The sequence below is a fragment of the Terribacillus sp. AE2B 122 genome (assembly GCF_902497585.1).
In the GTDB taxonomy this organism is placed as follows: Bacteria; Bacillota; Bacilli; order Bacillales; family Amphibacillaceae; genus Terribacillus; species Terribacillus saccharophilus_A.
The window spans coordinates 1-18,496 of sequence record NZ_LR700944.1 but is presented as its reverse complement, the minus strand read 5'-3'; the positions used below and the strand labels follow the sequence as shown (position 1 = coordinate 18,496).

Genomic DNA, 18,496 nt, shown 5'->3' with positions numbered 1-18,496 from the left:
GCTTCTTTATTTATTTGGTTGTAAAAGAGAATACAGTCTCTTTTCGGTACTCTTCACCTGGCTTCAAAATAAGGTCTGGGAAACCATCATGATGCAATCCTGCAGGGAAGGCTTGTGTTTCAAAGCAAATTCCCAGGTGCTTTTCCGACTTGCGTTCTTTTAGTTCTAATGAATCATCAAGGCCGTTACCGGTGTATAAAACGAGACCAGGCTGGTTCGATTCGATAGTCATCAGTCTTCCGCTTTGGGGATCATAGAGCCCAGCTTTTGGTTTCTCAGTGCTTGAGAACAAGAAATAGTGATCGATGCCATCTCCGGCAATGCGAAGCTGATCATGCGGCGTGCTGAATACTTCCTGTAACGGTTTGAACGATCGCAAATCGAATGGAGAAGCAGCTGTATCCAGCAGTCTTCCTGTTGAAATCAGCTCTTCATCCAACTCCGTGTACTGATTACTTGCGACCATTGCCTGCTGCGTTGCAACAGTCCTTTTCAGGTCGCCGCTGAGATTGAAGTACGTATGGTTAGTCAGCGTGACAGGAGTTGCTTTGTCTGTAGTTGCTTCATAAAGAATCACCAGTTTATTATCTCCTGTAAGGGTATAGGTGACATTCACCGTCAGATTGCCTGGATAGCCGCCTTCTCCATCTTTGCTAGTGTGAGAAAGTCGAAGGCCGTTTGTCTGATTTTCTTCGAAAGGTTCAACTTCCCAAAGTACTTGGTGGAAGCCTTCAGAACCGCCGTGTAAGTGATGTTTTCCTTCATTTGCTTTCAGATGAAATGACTCGCCGCCCAACTCGAATTCCGACTCTTTTATCCGTCCAGCCACCCGACCGATCAAGGCGCCGAAGTAGTTCGGATTATCTTTGTAATCCTGGAGGTCGTGATAACCTAGTACAATATTCTCCAAGTTGCCGTCCTTATCAGGGACTTCTAAGGAAGTAATGATGCCTCCAAAGTTCAGCACTTCAAGCCGCATCCCTTTATTATTAGTTACAGTGTGCAATTCCCATCCATTCTGAAGCGCAGTCTTTTCGATCATGAAGACACCACTTTCTGATTAAGTTTTGTGATAAAACGTCGAAAGGCTGTTTCATCCTTGAAGACACCAGCATCCTCCAATACACGGACGAATCTCTGGCCAAGTTCTTTTTGTACAACCTCTTTTGCATATTTTTCGTTGTGAAGGAAGCCATGTTTCTTCCGCAATTCCTGAGCCCATTCTTCGTGCGGAGGGTCCACCTCATCTGCTTTTCCGGCGAGGAACTTATAAATTGTTTCAAGCTCCGTTTCCAAGCGTGGCGGCAAAACAGCAAGACCCATTACTTCAATTAAGCCGATATTTTCTTTTTTGATATGATGCACATCTGCATGTGGGTGAAAAATACCCAGCGGGTGGGTAGCTGTCGTTCGATTATTGCGAAGTACAAGATCCATTTCATATAATTCATCACGCATTCTAGCAATCGGAGTTATCGTATTATGAGGCGTATCGTCTGTAAAAGACAAAATGGAAGCATCTTCATCATCGTAATCCCGCCAAAACGCTAGAATGCTTTCTGCTGCTTTCGCAAGCTTTTCTTGATCATTCGCCTTGAGCCGAATGACTGTCATCGGCCAATTGAGCACAGCAGCGCTAACATCCGGATGCGCATGAATTGGGAAGGTATAGCGTTCTTCGGCATTGGTCATGGCAAAGGTATAGCGTCCTGCTTGATAATGATCGTGTGAGAGAATGGAACCTCCTACAATCGGCAAATCAGCGTTCGAGCCGATGAAATAATGAGGGAACTTCTCTACAAATTCAAGCAGTCTACGGAATGCATCTGCATTGATTTTCATATCCCGATGTTCTTCTGATAATACGATGCTGTGTTCATCGTAATAAACATAAGGCGAGTATTGGAAAAACCATTTTTCCTCTCCTAATGACAATTCAATTACGCGGTGGTTGGAGCGTGCTGGATAACCGATTCTGCCAGCATAGCCTTCATTTTCTTTACAGAGCACACAAAGAGGATAGGAATTATCCTGCTTCGTCATACGCTCACGCTTGATTTGCTCTGGGTCTTTTTCTGGTTTGGACAGATTGATAGTAATGTCCATTTCGCCATATTCCGTTTGTGCTTTATACGATATGTTCTTCTTGATACGATTCATTTGGATGTAGTTGCTGTTCTTGCTTAGATTATAAAAGTAATCTGTTGCCTGTTCTGGTGATTTTTTGTAATAGCCATCAAATAATGTTTGAACGGTGGAAGGGCGAGGCATGAAGCAATTCATCAATGATGCAGCAAACATCTCCTTCTCATCCAGAATGTTATCGATGATACCTTCTTTCACGGCATATTCGATGATGCGATCTACTAAATCCGGTATCGAATCGGAGCTTGTTAAGATCTTATGTGCCGGATATGTTGTCATCTTCAACAAGTGCATCACCTGATTGCGTGCATAGATGGTATCTCGTTCCTGTATCAAATCTTCCTTACAAGTCTGTACCAATAAACTCTCAATATCTGAATAAATCATATGAACACTTCCTTTATGCTAGTTCCTTTGCACCGTCACCGATTGTTGCGGTATAGAAGGTTGCTTCATACCCGATCTTTTCTTTATAGTGCTGCTGGATACCTGCTTGAACAGCGTCCGCTTTATCTTTTTCTACTAGTGCAATAGCGCAGCCGCCGAATCCAGCACCAGTCATTCGAGCACCAAGAACGCCATCCTGTGCCCAAGCCGCTTCAACAATCGTATCGAGTTCCTGTCCTGTTACTTCATAATCATCACGCAGTGAACGATGCGAATCATTCATCAATTCCCCGAATGCAGCCAAGTCATGCTTTTGAAGTTTCTTTAGTGCCTCAATTGTGCGGTTGTTCTCATACACAGCGTGGCGTGCCCGTTTGACGTGAACGGGATTGCTGATTAATGTGTGATGCTGTTCAAAAGTATTTGGTGTAAGTTCTCCGAGACTATCAATCTTCAATTTTTGCTGCAAATCCTGCAACGCAGCTTCGCATTCTGATCGGCGTTCGTTATATTTTGAGCCAGATAATGTTCGTTGTTTATTCGTATTTGCAATTAAGATAACGTGTTCAGACAAGTCCACAGGTGCATGCTCGTAATCTAAAGTGTTGCAATCAAGCAGAATGGCGTGTCCTTGTTTGCTCATTCCGACTGAAAATTGATCCATGATGCCGCTGTTTACACCGATATACTCGTTCTCCACCCGTTGTCCAAGCTGTACAAGCGGAATTCGTTCCATTTCCAATCCATATATGCTATCAGCCAATACACCTGTGACTAGCTCAATGGAAGCTGAAGAGGAAAGACCAGCTCCGTTCGGTATATCACCATAGAAGAGGATATCCAAGCCAGATGTTATTTTTCCTGTAGTTTGCTGCAAATAAAGCAGTACACCTTTTGGATAATTGGCCCAATCATCTTCAGATCGATAGGCAAGGTCATCTAATGTCCGTTCAATGATACCGTTTTCAGAAAAGTTCATGCTGTAAAATCTGAGTAAGTTGTCACTGCGTTTCACAGCCAAAGCATAGGTACCATAGGAGATTGCTGCTGGAAATACATGTCCGCCATTATAATCAGTGTGCTCGCCAATCAGATTTATTCTGCCGGGAGCAAAGAACTGGCGTGGTGTATCAGCAGTTTGAAAGATCTCTTGAAATGAAGCTGTTAAATTCGGATTAAACGTCATTACGATTCCTCCTAAAAAGACTTTATTAATTTAATTAACTAAGTTAAGGATAGTGTACTACAGGACGAAAGTGGAAGCAAGAAATACTTCGATACAGATGTTGGTATAAAGTTTTAGTAAAAAGTTTACTCAAATTAGTTTATCTGTCATAATTCAAAGCAGAAGAGGTGAGAGAATTTGGCGACAATCAAGGATATTGCGAATGAAGTGGGATATTCCGTTTCCACAGTCTCCAGAGTGCTGAATCACGATGATAGCCTATCTGTGACGGAAGAGACAAAGGATAAGATATTCGCTGTGGCAGAACGGCTGAACTACCGGAAAAAGGAAGTTCATATGCGAATCAAACAAATAGCTCTTCTCTATTGGGTAACAGATACAGAAGAGCTGGAGGATGTTTATTTCAAGACGATGCGTAAAGCGCTGGAACAATGTGCGAAAGAACGGAATGTTGATTTGACCTTGTACAAAAAAGAGGATGGGATAGAAGCTGTTCCGGATACAATCCAAGGATTTCTGGCAGTAGGAAGCTTTACAGAAGCAGAGCACAAAAAACTTCAGACTCTAAGTGGGAATGGTGTTTTTATAGACTCAGCACCTGATCCGGATCATTACGATGCTGTACGCCCGGATCTAGAATGGATGACAAGAAAGCAGATAGACCATTTATTGCAGCAAGGGCACCGGCAAATCGGCTTCATTGGAGGAACTTTTCAAAACCCGGATACGATGGCTGATGAAATGGATCTTAGGGAGAAGGCCTTCCGAACCCATATGGAGAAAAAGGGTATATTAGATGATCAATCCGTTCTCTGCAGGCGTGGTTTCAGTGTTGAAAATGGCTATGGCTTAATGAAAAAAGCGATTGCTGAACTGGTGGTTTTGCCGAGCGCGTTCGTTGCAGCGGCTGATTCGATTGCGGTTGGTATGCTTCAGGCGTTAAATGAAGAAGGTATCGCTATTCCTGGACAGGTAAGTGTGATCAGTATCAATAACATTAGTGTTGCAAAATACGTTTCGCCACCGTTAACGACCATCCATATCGATTTGAGTGAAGTGTGCAAGACAGCTATTGATTTGTTGCTGGAACAAATTCTAGGTAAGCGGACATTATCTAAAACAGTACTAATTACTGGAGAAATTGTCGAAAGAAAGAGTACATTGACGAAAACGACTGACTAAAAAGGTCGTTTTTTGTTTGCGTAAATTATTTACTGTAAATGAGTAAAATAATTGTTTACTTAGGATTACTATAATGCTATCTTTAATGTTGTAAACGCTTTCAACTAAAGGAGTGGGGTCGGGTGAAAAGGAAAAAGCTAGTGCTTGGCTTGGTATCTGGATTGATGACGGGAGTTTTGCTGGCTGGATGTGGACCGCAAGAGAGCGGGGCAGATGGAAGTGAGTCAGAGAAAAGTGACAAATTAGTTATTTGGGAAGATAAAGAGAAAGCCATCGGTATTGAAGACGCTGTTGCCGAGTTTGAGAAAGAGCATGGTGTGACGGTAGAAATTGTTGAGAAAAACTATGCACAGCAAATAGAAGATTTACGCCTGGATGGTCCAGCTGGGTCTGGCCCGGATGTGTTCACAATGCCGGGAGATCAAATGGGCTCTGCTGTTGCGGAAGGCTTAGTGAAAGAATTGGCGGTTGATGAAACACTGCAGTCGACTTATACAGAGTCAGCTATGCAGTCCCAAATCGTCGATGGAAAAGTTTATGGTCTTCCAAAAGCTGTTGAAACGACGATGCTTTACTATAATAAGGCTCTTATTACCGAAGAGGAACTGCCGGAGGATTTGGAGGGATGGTTCAACTATTCCAAAGAAGTACGGCAAGGGGAGCAATACGGTTTCTTGGCTCTGTTTGATCAGACCTATTATGCCAATAGCGTACTGAGCGGTTATGGCGGTTATGTCTTTGGTAAGAATAGCGATGGTACGTTCAATACAGATGATATCGGATTAAACAATGAAGGTGCAGTAGAAGGTGCAACTGAAATCAAGCGCTTCTATGATGAGAAGCTCTTTCCATCGGGACTAGTAGGAGAGCAAGGAATCAACGTAATTGAATCATTATTTACTGAAGGAAAAACGGCTGCCATCATATCAGGTCCATGGAACCTGGAACCATTTGAAACAGCCGGAGTCGACTATGGCATTGCTTCCTTGCCGAAGCTATCCAATGGAGAGAACATGCGCGCGTTCATTGGAGTTAAAAGCTATAACGTAAGTACTTTTTCAAAGAATGCCGAGTTGGCAGAAGAGCTAGTAAAGTATTTGAGTAATGAAGAAGTTTCGAAGGTTCGTTATGAAAAGACAAAAGAAGTTCCGGCAGTGAAGGCGCTGGCAGAGGATCAGGAAGTGATGGAAAGTGATGCTTCTAAGGCTATAGCGGAACAATCGCAGTTCTCTGACCTCACACCTGGTATACCGGAAATGAATGAAGTATGGAAACCTACGGATGCTGCCCTGCAGACAATTGCGACCGGAAAATCTGAGCCGCAGGAAGCACTTGATCAGGCGGTAAAATCTATTGAAGGTCAAATAGAGGCAAATCACGGCGGAAAATGATAGGGACGCGCCGGCATTGTGCCGGCGCGTATTTCCTATGTACGAGGAGGAATAGTCATGCAGCATCGTAAGTTAGCATTGTTGCTCTCGATCATACCAGGTTTCGGTCAGTTTTATCATCGGCAATGGCTGAAAGGATTATTGTTTCTGCTGATTACCGTTTCTTTCTTTGTTGCATTTAAAGATCTGTTGAATATGGGACTGTGGGGTATCGTCACGCTTGGAACTGAGATTCCGAGGGACAACTCGATTTTCCTACTGGCAGAAGGACTCATAGCGTTGATTGTTATCTTCCTAGGTTTGATTGTCTATTATTTGAATCTGCGGGATGCCTATAAAACAGGTGTTATGCGAGATAACAAACAGACACTGTATACACTTCGGCAGCAGTATCAGCACGTGCTGTTCAAGGGTTATCCGTATTTGATCAGCGGACCGGCATTCCTGCTGCTATTGTTCGCTGTCGTTTTCCCAATCCTTTTCAGCTTCGCGATCGCCTTTACGAATTATGATTTATATAATTCACCACCAGCTAAACTGGTCGAATGGGTCGGGTTCAGTACATTCAAGGAAATCTTCACTGTCGACATCTGGCGCTCAACTTTCTTCGATGTACTTGCATGGACGGTAGTTTGGACAATCGTAGCATCCACGCTGCAAGTGGCATTAGGAATCTTTCTCGCAGTGGTTGTCAATCAAAAAGAAATACGTTTCAAGAAACTGTTTCGTACGATCCTCGTCTTGCCATGGGCGGTTCCTGGTTTCGTCACTATTTTGATTTTCGCAGGCTTATTTAACGACAGCTTCGGAGCAGTCAACAACGATATCCTTGCCGCACTCGGCATCGATGCTATTCCTTGGCTGACAGACCCGAACTGGTCAAGATTCGCACTGATCATGATGCAGGGATGGCTCGGTTTTCCGTACATTTTTCTCGTGACAACAGGTGTGCTGCAATCGATACCTGAGGACCTGTATGAAGCGGCGACAATCGATGGGGCGTCTGCCTTTTCGAAGTTCCGCCACATTACCATGCCAATGATTCTATTATCAATCTCACCCATCATCATAACGCAATTTACATTCAACTTTAATAACTTCAATATTATCTATCTGTTTAATGCGGGAGGTCCGGCGGTTCCGGATTCCACTGCCGGCGGTACAGATATTTTAGTTTCATGGATTTATAAACTGACGATGCAGTCCAGCCAATATGCTTTGGCAGCTGCCCTGACTATCATGTTATCTGTTGTTGTCGTATCAATTGCGCTATGGCAGTTCCGAAAATCAAGTACATTCAAGGAAGGAGCATGAGCATGCGCAATCGATCACGGTTGATTCGCCTTACACTTTCCTATGGTGTGCTGATTGTTATGTCGATTATGATTCTATATCCGCTCGCGTGGACAATTGGCGCAAGTTTCAATCCTGGAAACAGCTTGATCAGTACATCCATCATTCCGAAAAATCCGACATTGGCACATTATAAGGAGCTATTTGAAGGCTCCGCTTCCCTGCCTTATGGGCAGTGGTATGTGAATTCGGTAAAAATCAGCTTTTTCACGATGGTTGGTGCCATCATCAGTGTATCGTTTACTGGCTATGCCTTTTCACGCTTCCGTTTTAAAGGCAAGAAAAACACATTGACCGTCTTTCTGCTGCTGCAGATGATTCCGCAATTCTCTGCGCTAATTGCACTTTTCGTGCTGGCGCAGATGCTGGATATGGTCAACAGTCATTGGTTGCTGATTCTCTTGTACATCGGTGGCTTGATTCCGATGAACACTTACTTAATGAAGGGTTATATGGATTCGATTCCGATGGAGCTTGATGAAAGTGCGCGGATAGATGGCGCCAGCTTCACCCGGACATTTTGGCAGATTATCATGCCATTATCGAAGCCGATGCTCGCTGTTGTCGCTATGAATGGGTTCACGGTGCCATTAGGAGATTTTGTCTTATCCTCCGTCATACTGCGAAAGACAGAAGCTTATACGCTTCCGATCGGGCTATTTAACTTAGTAAATGAAGTAATGGGGGCAAGCTACACGACGTTTGCTGCTGGAGCTATTTTGATCAGTATTCCAATCGCCATCGTCTTCTTGCTGCTGCAGCGGAACTTTGTTTCCGGACTGACGACCGGCGGAACAAAAGGATAACCAGAAAAGGGAGAGAAGAAAATGAAACAATCGAAGCGCGAGTTAAAAGCACCTTTTTTGCTGCATGGAGGAGACTATAACCCAGATCAGTGGCTAAAGTATCCCGAAGTTCTGAAAGAAGACATCGAATTGATGCAATCGGCACATACAAATACCTTCTCGGTCGGCATTTTCGCTTGGAGTGCATTAGAACCGGAAGAGGGTGTGTACAATTTCGAGTGGCTGGATAAGATTTTTGATGATATACATTCATTTGGCGGAAAAGTGATTTTGGCTACTCCAAGTGGTGCGCGTCCTGCTTGGATGTCCCAAAAATATCCAGATGTACTGCGGGTGAATGCAGCAAGAGTAAAACAGCTGCATGGCGGCAGGCATAACCACTGCTTCACTTCCCCGACGTATTTGGAGAAAACAGAGAAGATAAACCGGAAGCTTGCAGAGCGATATGGAAAGCATCCGGCTCTGCTGCTATGGCATATCTCCAATGAATATAGCGGCGACTGCCATTGCGAAAATTGCCAATCTGCTTTTCGTGAATGGTTGAAAGAGAAATACGATGGAAATCTAGAAGCCTTGAACGATGCTTGGTGGGGGCCGTTCTGGAGTCATACATTTACAGATTGGGAGCAGGTAGAATCTCCTTCGCCAAACGGGGAGGATGGTGTACATGGACTGCGCTTGGATTGGCGGAGGTTTTCGACAGATCAAACTGTCCGTTTTATGGAAAATGAGTTGGTTCCGATACGCGAGATAACACCGGATATTCCTGTTACGACGAACTTCATGGCTGATACTCCTGATCTGATTCCATTCCGTGGACTGGATTACAACCGTTTTGCAGATAAAATTGACGTGATCAGCTGGGATGCGTATCCGACTTGGCATAATGACTGGGAAACAACAGCGGAGCTTGCGATGAAGGTTGGATTCATTGATGATTTATACAGAACGATGAAGAACCAGCCGTTTCTGCTGATGGAAAATACACCGAGTGCTGTCAACTGGCATCCGGTGAATAAAGCGAAGCGACCAGGCATGCACATTCTTGCTTCGATGCAGATGCTAGCTCATGGCTCAGATAGTATCCTCTACTTCCAATGGCGTAAATCCCGAGGCTCAACAGAAAAATTTCATGGAGCAGTCGTCGATCATGACCGTTCACAGGATAATCGTGTATTCCAGGAAGTTGCAGAGCTGGGCAAGAGAATGGAAAAGCTAGCAGCCCTGCAGGGAACACATCGAGCGGCAAAAGTGGCATTTTTGTATGATTGGGAAAACGACTGGGCGTTAGAAGATGCGCAAGGATACGGATTGGATTCCAAGCAGTACATTAAGACGATGCATGCACATTACCGGCCATTTTGGAAACAAGATATTCCAGTGGACGTCATTATGAAAGATCACGATTTCTCCAAATATAAGCTTTTAGTTGTCCCGATGCTTTATATGATGGATAACCAGACCGCCGAAAAACTCGAGACATTTGTGAAAAATGGTGGAAAGCTTGTTATGACGTATATTAGCGGTGTGGTAAATGAGCATGACCTTGTTCATAAAGGAGCTTGGCAGGATAAGCTTACGGCTATTTTCGGAATACGGCCATTGGAAACGGACACACTGTATCCACGAGATCGCAATCAAGTACTTTATAGAAGTAAACGTTATGAAGTAAAGGATTATGCAACAGTGCTTGAGCTCATCGGCGCGAAGACTTTAGGAAATTATGAAGAAGATTTCTATAAAGGGACATCTGCTGTTACCGAACACGCCTATGGAGAGGGTGCTGCTTATTATATCGGTGCTAGATTAGAGGGTGCATTCCAGGACGACTTTTATGCGGAACTGCTGAAAACAGAGCAGATCAACTCGCCAGTCGGAATTACGAAGCAAGAAGGGGTATCCATTCAAGTGCGCTATAATGCAGACTCCTTGTTTGTCTTTGTCATGAATTTCAGTGAAGAAAGAAGAGATATACAGCTGGATCAACTGTATGAAGATGTGCTGGATGGAGGGAATGTAGAAGGAGATATACAGCTGGATTCCTATGAGGTGAAAGTGCTTCGTGTCAGCAAGTGATAAAAGCAAAGCTCGGTAGTTTTACTTTCGGTTCTACGTTTCATAGTTATGAAGATGTGGAAAGGTATTGTATCAATTAAGATGCAAAGGAGACATTTCTATGGAACCGAAAGATATGATGAATGGCACAACTAGTAAACACCAGCAGGATCGCCAGCCAGGTATTGAAGCAAAGATGGATCCGCTGCCGCATCAGCCGCTAGATTATAAAGGTGTCGGCAGATTGGAAGGGAAAGCAGCACTTATTACGGGTGGTGATTCCGGTATCGGCCGTGCTGTTGCCATCCTTTATGCAAAAGAAGGTGCGGATGTCGCGATTTCCTATCTCGATGAAACGGAAGATGCCGAAGAGACGAAACGTCTAGTAGAAGCAGAAGGCAAGCGTTGCTTACTGCTGCCAGGTGACATCAAGGATGAGGAGCATTGCATCAGCTTGGTCGAGAAGACAGTTGAGGAATTCGGTAAAATCAATATTCTTGTAAATAATGCAGCTATTCAGTATGTGCGAGAGGATGTTCTGGAAATCTCTTCTGAACAGTTTGAGGAAGTATTCCGTGTTAACTTCTTCTCCCAATTCTATCTGACGAAAGCAGCTGTGCGTCATATGAAAGCAGGAGATTCTATCATCAGTACGTCTTCTATCAATGCTTACCGCGGGAACCCTATGTTCATGGACTATTCTGCGACAAAAGGTGCTATCACAGCTTGGACGCGCAGTATCGCCCAAAGTCTTATCAAGAAAGGGATCCGTGCTAACTCTGTTGCACCAGGTCCGGTCTGGACGCCGCTTATCCCGGCTACTATCGGAGAAGATAAGATTGAGCAGTTCGGACAGGATAGCTTGATGGGACGCCCGGGTCAGCCTTCCGAGCATGCTTGGCCATATGTGATGCTTGCATCTGATGAAGCTTCCTATATGACTGGTCAAGCAATCCATATCAATGGAGGATCTTATACATCTTCCTGATATCAAAAACCCTGTCCGTAGGACGGGGTTTTTTGTTTGTCTTTCTAATGGAAAGGGAAAAGATTCCTACTACTAGATAAGCAGCGATAGGAAGGAGGGTGGCCATGTATATCAAATTCCATGATGAGGATCACGAGATTAAATATCAAAATTTGCGTGCAGGTATCCAAAATGCGGAGGTGCTGCAGAATAAAGGCTGCCTTGCTGTTCTATATTTGATGGCGGGTGACAGCAGACTGTACAAGCTATTTAAACCTTATTTCAAGTTTGAATGCTGTCAGTTTGATTACCGACAGATGCTTTCTGAATATGAGTTAACAGGGGATTTACAGAAACTTGCTGCGCTTGGTGCCCATCTTTTTGATGGTCAGGTGGAAGTTACACCGATGATGCTGGATGGATTGCGGGAGGATCGAACCTGGTTCCTGGCATGGAATGCAGTCATGATGCGAAAGTTCGGTACAGTAACAGGTTACGAAGTGCCTTCCAATAAGTTCTATGGCGGATTCATTCAAGAAGATTTCAGTGTTTAGAAAAGAGCCTTAGAGCTCTTTTTTTTTTGCGCAAAAAAATATCCAATGAACGAATTCATTGGATGCATGTTAAACATTTTGTAAAAGGTTAAGATATGGGGGGTAATTGTTGTATAACCGATTGGAAGTGAAATGAAACCAAATATCTGAAGAAATACTGGTAGGGATTAGGTCCCTTTTTTTGTGCTGTATTTTATAGTTCGTCTGCTGATGATTTGTTTAGAGAGCGTTTTTGACTTTAGTATAATTTTCTTCTGCATTTTTTACCTCCTAAAAAGGCATTTGCACTTTTGTTCATTTGTAATACAATTAAACAAACGGATATGATAACGCTTACTTTAGGAGGTACGCTATGGGACATTCAACAGGAATAGCCAAAGGTATTCTAGGGTTTCCGGTGGCACCATTTACCGAAGCTGGAAAACTTGATGAGCACGCATTGTTTGAGAATATTCGCTTTCTTGTAGAAGAAGGTCTGGATGCCATTTATATCGCTTGTGGTTCAGGAGAATTTCAATCACTGGATAAAAAAGAGTATAAAGTGATGCTGGATACAGCGATTGAAGCAGTAGCTGGCAAGGTTCCAATTTATACAGGAGTCGGTGGTAATCTCCGTACTGCTATTGAACTTGCTGCGATATCAGAGGAAAAAGGTGTAGATGGTTATTTGCTGCTTCCTCCTTATTTGATTCAAGGAGAGCAGGAAGGACTTTATCAGTATGCGAAAGAAATATTCGAGAGTGCGCCAGATTTGGATGCGATTATCTACCAGAGAGATAATGCTGTCTACTCTGTCGAGACAGTCAGACGGCTGGCAGCTTTTCCTCAATTAAAGGGGTTTAAGGATGGAATCGGGAATATGGATTTGAATATTTGTCTAACACAGGAATTCAAAGGAAGACTGGACTTCCTGAATGGTATGCCGATGGCGGAGGTTACAATGCCTGCTTATGTACCGCTCGGGATAACGACCTATTCATCTGCGATTTCAAATTATATCCCGCATATATCCCGGATGTATTATGACGCTCTTTTAGCAGGAGACCAGAATACGCTGGATGCACTATATGCAGATGTCATTCTGCCAATCAACAGCATACGAAAGCAGCGAAAAGGCTATGCCGTTTCCTTAATTAAAGCGGGAATGGAAATCATTGGTTTGCAGACAAGAGGGTATGTTCGTCCTCCAGTTGTACCAGTAACCAAAGAGCACTATAACGAAATGGAACAGATCATTTCGAAAGCGCTGGACAAATATCCGCGCAAGGAGAAAATAGCAGAGATAAAGGAGAGCTAATACATGGCGACAAATGTAACAACGACTGTATACCGTAACTTTATCAATGGCGAATGGCAGGAATCAGAATCAGCAGAGCAGATCACGGTCATCAATCCAGCAGATACCAGCCTTCCTGTCGGTCAGATCCAGAGTTCCACAACTGCAGATTTGGAAGCCGCTGTGGAAGCAGCGGATGCAGCACGGAAGGAATGGCGGAGTTTATCCGGGGCTGCCAGGGGAGAGTTCCTCTATCGAGCTGCAGCTGTCATGGAGGAACGGACCGAAGAGATTGCCGCAACTGCAACAAAAGAGATGGGGAAAACATTACCGGAAGCTCGCGGCGAAACGCAGCGCGGCATTGCCATCCTAAAGTATTATGCAGCAGAAGGAATGCGAAAGACCGGTGATGTTATTCCATCAACTGATCCTGGAGCTTTCATGTATACGACACGCGTTCCTTTAGGAGTCGTCGGTGTCATTGCTCCATGGAACTTCCCTGTTGCGATTCCTATCTGGAAAATGGCTCCTGCACTTGTTTACGGAAACACAATCGTATGTAAGCCGGCTTCTGAAACCGCTATTACGGCAATCAAGATTATCGAGTGCTTTGAAGCAGCAGGATTTCCAAAAGGAGTCATCAATCTGGTCACTGGTGCGGGTTCTGTCATCGGGAAAGGATTGGCCGAGCATCCAAAGGTAAATGGTATCACGTTCACCGGCTCCAATAATGTTGGAAAAGGAATTGGCTTAGCGGCATTGGAGAGAGGCGCCAAGTATCAGCTGGAGATGGGCGGAAAGAATCCAGTCATTATAGCTGCTGATGCAGATATTGAACAAGCAGTGGATGCAACAATCAGCGGTGCATTCCGGTCCACAGGCCAGAAATGTACGGCAACAAGCAGGGTCATCGTAGAAGCGCCAATATACGATGCATTCCGAGATAGGTTGATTGAAAAGACGAAAGAGATTACGATTGGCAACAGCCTCGAGAAGGATGTGTGGCTTGGGCCTATTGCAAGCAAAGCTCAACTGGAAAACTGCCTTCATTATATCCAGAAGGGTATGGAAGAAGGAGCTAAGCTTATCCTGGGCGGCGAGCAGCTGACAGATGGAGACTATGCTAAGGGCTTTTACGTTCAGCCGACAATCTTTGAGGATGTAACGAACGATATGGTGATTGCTCAGGAGGAGATTTTCGGTCCTGTTATTGCTTTGATCAAAGTGGATTCAGAGGAACAAGCAATAGATGTGGCGAATGATGTGAAATTCGGGTTGAGTGCATCCATTTTCACGAAAAACATAGGACGATTCCTGCAATTCGTGGAAGATATGGAAGCGGGGCTTGTCCGTGTTAATGCAGAAAGCGCCGGGGTAGAGCTGCAGGCTCCATTCGGCGGGATGAAGCAGTCAAGCTCACATTCAAGAGAGCAGGGAGAAGCTGCGAAAGAGTTCTTCACGAGCATCAAGACTGTATTTGTCAAAGGATAGAGGGCCGCTTTCAGCCCTTTTTCCTTTCTGATTATTGATAACGCTTACAAAAGAGCGGAGGAATGAAGCATATGGATAAAGTCAGAGACAACCTGCAGAATCCACAGATGAAAAAAACAAAGGTCCGTTGGTTTATCGTCATGATGTTGTTCCTAGTCACATCCGTCAACTATGCTGACCGGGCTACGATCAGTATAGCAGGTGATGCGCTGCAATCAGATCTTGGTTTAAATGCTGTCAGCATGGGCTATGTGTTTTCCGCTTTTGGGTGGGCCTATGTGATCGCGCAAATACCTGGTGGGATATTGCTCGATAAGTTCGGCTCCAAGCTCGTGATCGGTATGAGTATCTTGATCTGGTCGATATTTACTTTGCTGCAAGGAACAATTGGATTTTTTGCTGCGGGAACGGCTATAGTCGTCTTGTTCGCGCTCCGTTTCCTTGTTGGTTTCGCAGAAGCACCGTCGTTCCCAGGAAATAGTCGTGTAGTCGCAGCTTGGTTCCCGAGTAATGAACGTGGAACAGCGTCCGCAATCTTCAACTCAGCTCAGTATTTCGCACTTGTCATTTTCTCGCCGCTCATGGGTTGGCTCACATACAGCTACGGCTGGGAATCTGTCTTTTACGTAATGGGAGCTATTGGAATCGTACTGGCACTCGTTTGGCTGAAAGTCATCCGAAATCCACGTGAGCATCCGAGAGTGAACAAAGCGGAAATCGATTACATCGAAGCTGGCGGCGGAATCGTCGATATGGATCAGAAGAAGGAAGACGCCGGGGCGAAGGAGAAACAATCCCAATGGCCGTTCATCAAACAGCTGTTGAAAAAGCGGATGCTGATCGGTATTTATATCGCGCAGTATTGTATTACGACACTGACCTACTTTTTCCTGACTTGGTTCCCTGTCTATTTGGTTCAAGGGCGCGGTATGTCTATTTTAGAGGCTGGATTCATTGCTTCCCTTCCAGCTATATGCGGTTTCCTAGGGGGAATCCTTGGCGGGATGTTCTCAGACTTCCTGCTCCGGAAAAATCTTTCCTTGACGATTGCGCGTAAGACGCCGATCATCATCGGAATGCTGCTTTCCTGCAGTATGATCATCTGTAACTACGTGGATGCGGAATGGCTTGTGGTTGTCATTATGTCTCTCGCTTTCTTCGGAAAAGGCTTTGGAGCATTAGGCTGGGCAGTCGTTTCGGATACATCACCAAAGCAAACAGCAGGTGTCAGCGGCGGCCTTTTCAATACATTCGGAAACATTGCTTCCATCACAACGCCAATCATCATTGGTTACATCGTCAATGCGACAGGATCCTTTAATGGTGCACTTATATTCGTCGGAGCAAATGCGCTTGTTGCCATCTTAAGCTATTTGTTCATCGTTGGAAAAATCGAGCGTGTGGAATTGGAAGCACCAACAAAATAATCGGAAGGGGATAGAAACATGAACCAAGTATCAGAGACTATAAAAGCAGAGAAATCAAATCACGTGCCAGCTGTTACGGAAATGCAAGTGATTCCAGTTGCTGGCCGGGACAGTATGCTGCTGAATTTGAGCGGGGCGCATGGTCCTTATTTCACACGTAATATCGTTATTCTCAAGGATAATACGGGTGCTGTTGGTGTTGGAGAGGTACCTGGAGGGGAGAAGATCAGGCAGACGCTTGAGCAGGCAAAAGCCTATGTAATCGGAGAGTCAATCGCCTCTTATCAAGCAATCCTCAATCAAGTAAGAAAGCAATTTGCTCATCAAGATGCAGGTGGCCGGGGAGAACAGACCTTCGATTTGCGTACGACAATCCATGCTGTGACAGCGCTGGAGGCTGCACTGCTCGACCTGCTCGGTAAGTTCCTCCAAGTTCCCGCAGCTGCACTTCTAGGTGAAGGACAGCAGCGAAGTGAAGTGGATGTGCTTGGGTATTTGTTCTATGTCGGTAATCGCAGGCAGACAGACCTTGCGTATAAGAGTGAGGCGGAAGCGACATCGGATTGGTTCCGTTTGCGGAATGAAGAAGCATTAACACCAGAAGCCATTGTACGTCTGGCAGAGGCAACATACGAAAAGTATGGTTTCCGAGATTTCAAACTAAAGGGCGGCGTTTTGGCTGGTGAAGCGGAAATACAGGCAATTGAGGCATTAGCTAAGCGGTTCCCGGATGCCCGAATCACTCTTGATCCGAATGGAGCGTGGTCATTGGATGAAGCAATCTCTCTCTGCAAAGGAAAGCATGATATCCTTGCGTATGCAGAAGATCCTTGCGGGGCAGAAAATGGGTATTCCTCACGCGAAATGATGGCGGAATTCCGGAGAGCTACCGGACTGCCCACAGCCACGAATATGATTGCTACTGACTGGCGACAGATGGGGCATGCCATCCAGTCACAGGCGGTAGATATTCCGCTTGCCGATCCGCATTTTTGGACGATGCAGGGCTCTGTCCGCGTGGCGCAGATGTGCCATGAATGGGGACTTACTTGGGGCTCGCATTCCAATAATCATTTTGACATATCTTTGGCTATGTTCACGCATGTCGCAGCAGCTTCGCCAGGGAATATCACTGCTATCGATACACATTGGATCTGGCAGGATGGACAGCGATTGACGAAGGAGCCGTATGAGATTATCGGAGGAAAGTTGGCGGTGCCGGATAAACCGGGTCTGGGTATCGAAATTGACATGGAACGGATAGAAGAAGCTCATAAGTTGTATAAATCCATGGGACTTGGCGCCCGCGATGATGCTGCTGCTATGCAATATTTGATTCGTGATTGGAAGTTCAATAACAAGAAGCCATGTCTTGTTCGATGATAGATGTGGAGCCGTTCTTCCTTGAGCGGCTCTTTTTATGCGTTTGTAATTTTGTGCCATTCCCAGTATCATAGATTTATCACATATAAAGGTGTTGGACATGATGGAGAGAGACCCATTGCAAATGAACGTGGAGCACGTGAACAGAAAAACATTATCCAAGCAAGTGGTGGAACGGATTTTGCATCTGCTATCGAGCGGCCAGCTGAAGCCAGGGGATAAGCTGCCGACCGAAGCGGAATTCATCACAATCCTTGGGGTTAGCCGTACTGTTTTGCGCGAAGCCTTGAGTGCATTGGAGACCCTCGGCATCATTACACGCAAAACACGGGAGGGCACATACTTCAATTTGAAGGTTGGCTCCGCACCTTTTTCCGATATGCTTAATTTGGCAAGCGATAATATCCAAGCGATTATCGAGGCAAGGATCGTTTTGGAGCTCGGGCTTATCACTATCGCAACGGAGAAGATTACAGACGAACAGCTGGAAGAACTTTATGAAACGATTCTGGAAATCGAGGAATCTAAGGATAACAACTACGGTCAGGCAGATAAACGATTTCACCGGATCATTGCCTTGAGTGCGAATAACTTGATTCTCGATGGTATGATTCACTCGCTTCTTTTATATCATGCGAAAATCAATAACCATATCATTGTTAGAGAAAAGGAAAAGACAGTAGCACACCATAAACGTATATATGAAGCTTTGAAGGAAAGAGATGCATACAAAGCACACACAGCAATGTATGATCACCTGCGCTTTGTACAGAAGAAGATCCTTGAAGGGCAGCAGGAGAAAAAAGGGGAATAAAAAAGAAGCAGTGGTTGGGACTGACCCCCGTTTTTGAGACAGGGATCAAAACACCTTCAAACAGCCAATTGCCGATATT

General features: G+C 44.8%; 15 protein-coding genes. 12 read left to right on the top strand and 3 right to left on the bottom strand.

Going from position 1 to position 18,496, the window contains the following annotated elements; genetic code table 11:
- Positions 1-10: 10 nt before the first annotated feature.
- The 3 genes from AE2B122_RS08535 to AE2B122_RS08525 are packed head-to-tail and all read right to left on the bottom strand — an operon-like array spanning position 11 to position 3,718.
- Positions 11-1,042, bottom strand: a complete 1,032-nt coding sequence (locus AE2B122_RS08535; RefSeq protein WP_175073771.1) for an aldose epimerase family protein — start codon at positions 1,040-1,042, stop codon at positions 11-13.
- On the bottom strand, positions 1,039-2,532 hold the full coding sequence (gene galT / locus AE2B122_RS08530) for a UDP-glucose--hexose-1-phosphate uridylyltransferase (RefSeq protein WP_175073770.1): 1,494 nt from the start codon (positions 2,530-2,532) through the stop codon (positions 1,039-1,041). Before galT ends, AE2B122_RS08535 begins: the two co-directional genes overlap by 4 nt.
- 13 nt (positions 2,533-2,545) lie before the next feature.
- Positions 2,546-3,718 (bottom strand): galactokinase, encoded by a 1,173-nt coding sequence (locus AE2B122_RS08525; protein ID WP_175073769.1) that lies wholly within the window; start codon positions 3,716-3,718, stop codon positions 2,546-2,548.
- A 177-nt stretch (positions 3,719-3,895) separates the two neighbouring features.
- Between AE2B122_RS08525 and AE2B122_RS08520 the strand changes: the two genes are divergently transcribed.
- The 12 genes from AE2B122_RS08520 to AE2B122_RS08465 all read left to right on the top strand — a co-directional run bounded on the left by AE2B122_RS08520 (position 3,896) and on the right by AE2B122_RS08465 (position 18,417).
- Positions 3,896-4,900, top strand: coding sequence for a LacI family DNA-binding transcriptional regulator (locus AE2B122_RS08520; protein WP_175073768.1), 1,005 nt, complete (start codon positions 3,896-3,898; stop codon positions 4,898-4,900).
- Positions 4,901-5,064: 164 nt separating this feature from the next.
- Positions 5,065-6,291, top strand: coding sequence for an extracellular solute-binding protein (locus tag AE2B122_RS08515; protein WP_175074077.1), 1,227 nt, complete (start codon positions 5,065-5,067; stop codon positions 6,289-6,291).
- Between the two features lie 57 nt (positions 6,292-6,348).
- Entirely contained in the window at positions 6,349-7,605 is a 1,257-nt protein-coding gene (locus AE2B122_RS08510; protein WP_095220323.1) for a carbohydrate ABC transporter permease, read from the top strand.
- Positions 7,602-8,450, top strand: coding sequence for a sugar ABC transporter permease (locus tag AE2B122_RS08505; RefSeq protein ID WP_170937565.1), 849 nt, complete (start codon positions 7,602-7,604; stop codon positions 8,448-8,450). Before AE2B122_RS08510 ends, AE2B122_RS08505 begins: the two co-directional genes overlap by 4 nt.
- A gap of 21 nt (positions 8,451-8,471) precedes the next feature.
- Positions 8,472-10,526 (top strand): beta-galactosidase, encoded by a 2,055-nt coding sequence (locus AE2B122_RS08500; RefSeq protein WP_175073767.1) that lies wholly within the window; start codon positions 8,472-8,474, stop codon positions 10,524-10,526.
- Between the two features lie 100 nt (positions 10,527-10,626).
- Positions 10,627-11,493 (top strand): SDR family oxidoreductase, encoded by an 867-nt coding sequence (locus AE2B122_RS08495; protein ID WP_095269056.1) that lies wholly within the window; start codon positions 10,627-10,629, stop codon positions 11,491-11,493.
- A gap of 104 nt (positions 11,494-11,597) precedes the next feature.
- Positions 11,598-12,026 (top strand): hypothetical protein, encoded by a 429-nt coding sequence (locus tag AE2B122_RS08490; RefSeq protein WP_175073766.1) that lies wholly within the window; start codon positions 11,598-11,600, stop codon positions 12,024-12,026.
- A gap of 352 nt (positions 12,027-12,378) precedes the next feature.
- Positions 12,379-13,323, top strand: coding sequence for a 5-dehydro-4-deoxyglucarate dehydratase (kdgD, locus tag AE2B122_RS08485; RefSeq protein WP_175073765.1), 945 nt, complete (start codon positions 12,379-12,381; stop codon positions 13,321-13,323).
- Between the two features lie 3 nt (positions 13,324-13,326).
- Positions 13,327-14,793: an alpha-ketoglutaric semialdehyde dehydrogenase GucD gene (gucD, locus tag AE2B122_RS08480; RefSeq protein WP_175073764.1), complete on the top strand. Its 1,467-nt coding sequence runs from the start codon at positions 13,327-13,329 to the stop codon at positions 14,791-14,793.
- A gap of 71 nt (positions 14,794-14,864) precedes the next feature.
- Positions 14,865-16,220, top strand: coding sequence for an MFS transporter (locus tag AE2B122_RS08475; RefSeq protein ID WP_095269044.1), 1,356 nt, complete (start codon positions 14,865-14,867; stop codon positions 16,218-16,220).
- A gap of 18 nt (positions 16,221-16,238) precedes the next feature.
- Positions 16,239-17,603: a glucarate dehydratase gene (gene gudD / locus AE2B122_RS08470; protein ID WP_175073763.1), complete on the top strand. Its 1,365-nt coding sequence runs from the start codon at positions 16,239-16,241 to the stop codon at positions 17,601-17,603.
- A 103-nt stretch (positions 17,604-17,706) separates the two neighbouring features.
- The gene (locus AE2B122_RS08465) at positions 17,707-18,417 is read left to right on the top strand and encodes a FadR/GntR family transcriptional regulator (RefSeq protein ID WP_245840406.1); all 711 of its coding nucleotides are present in this window, start codon (positions 17,707-17,709) and stop codon (positions 18,415-18,417) included.
- The last annotated feature ends 79 nt before the right edge of the window (positions 18,418-18,496 follow it).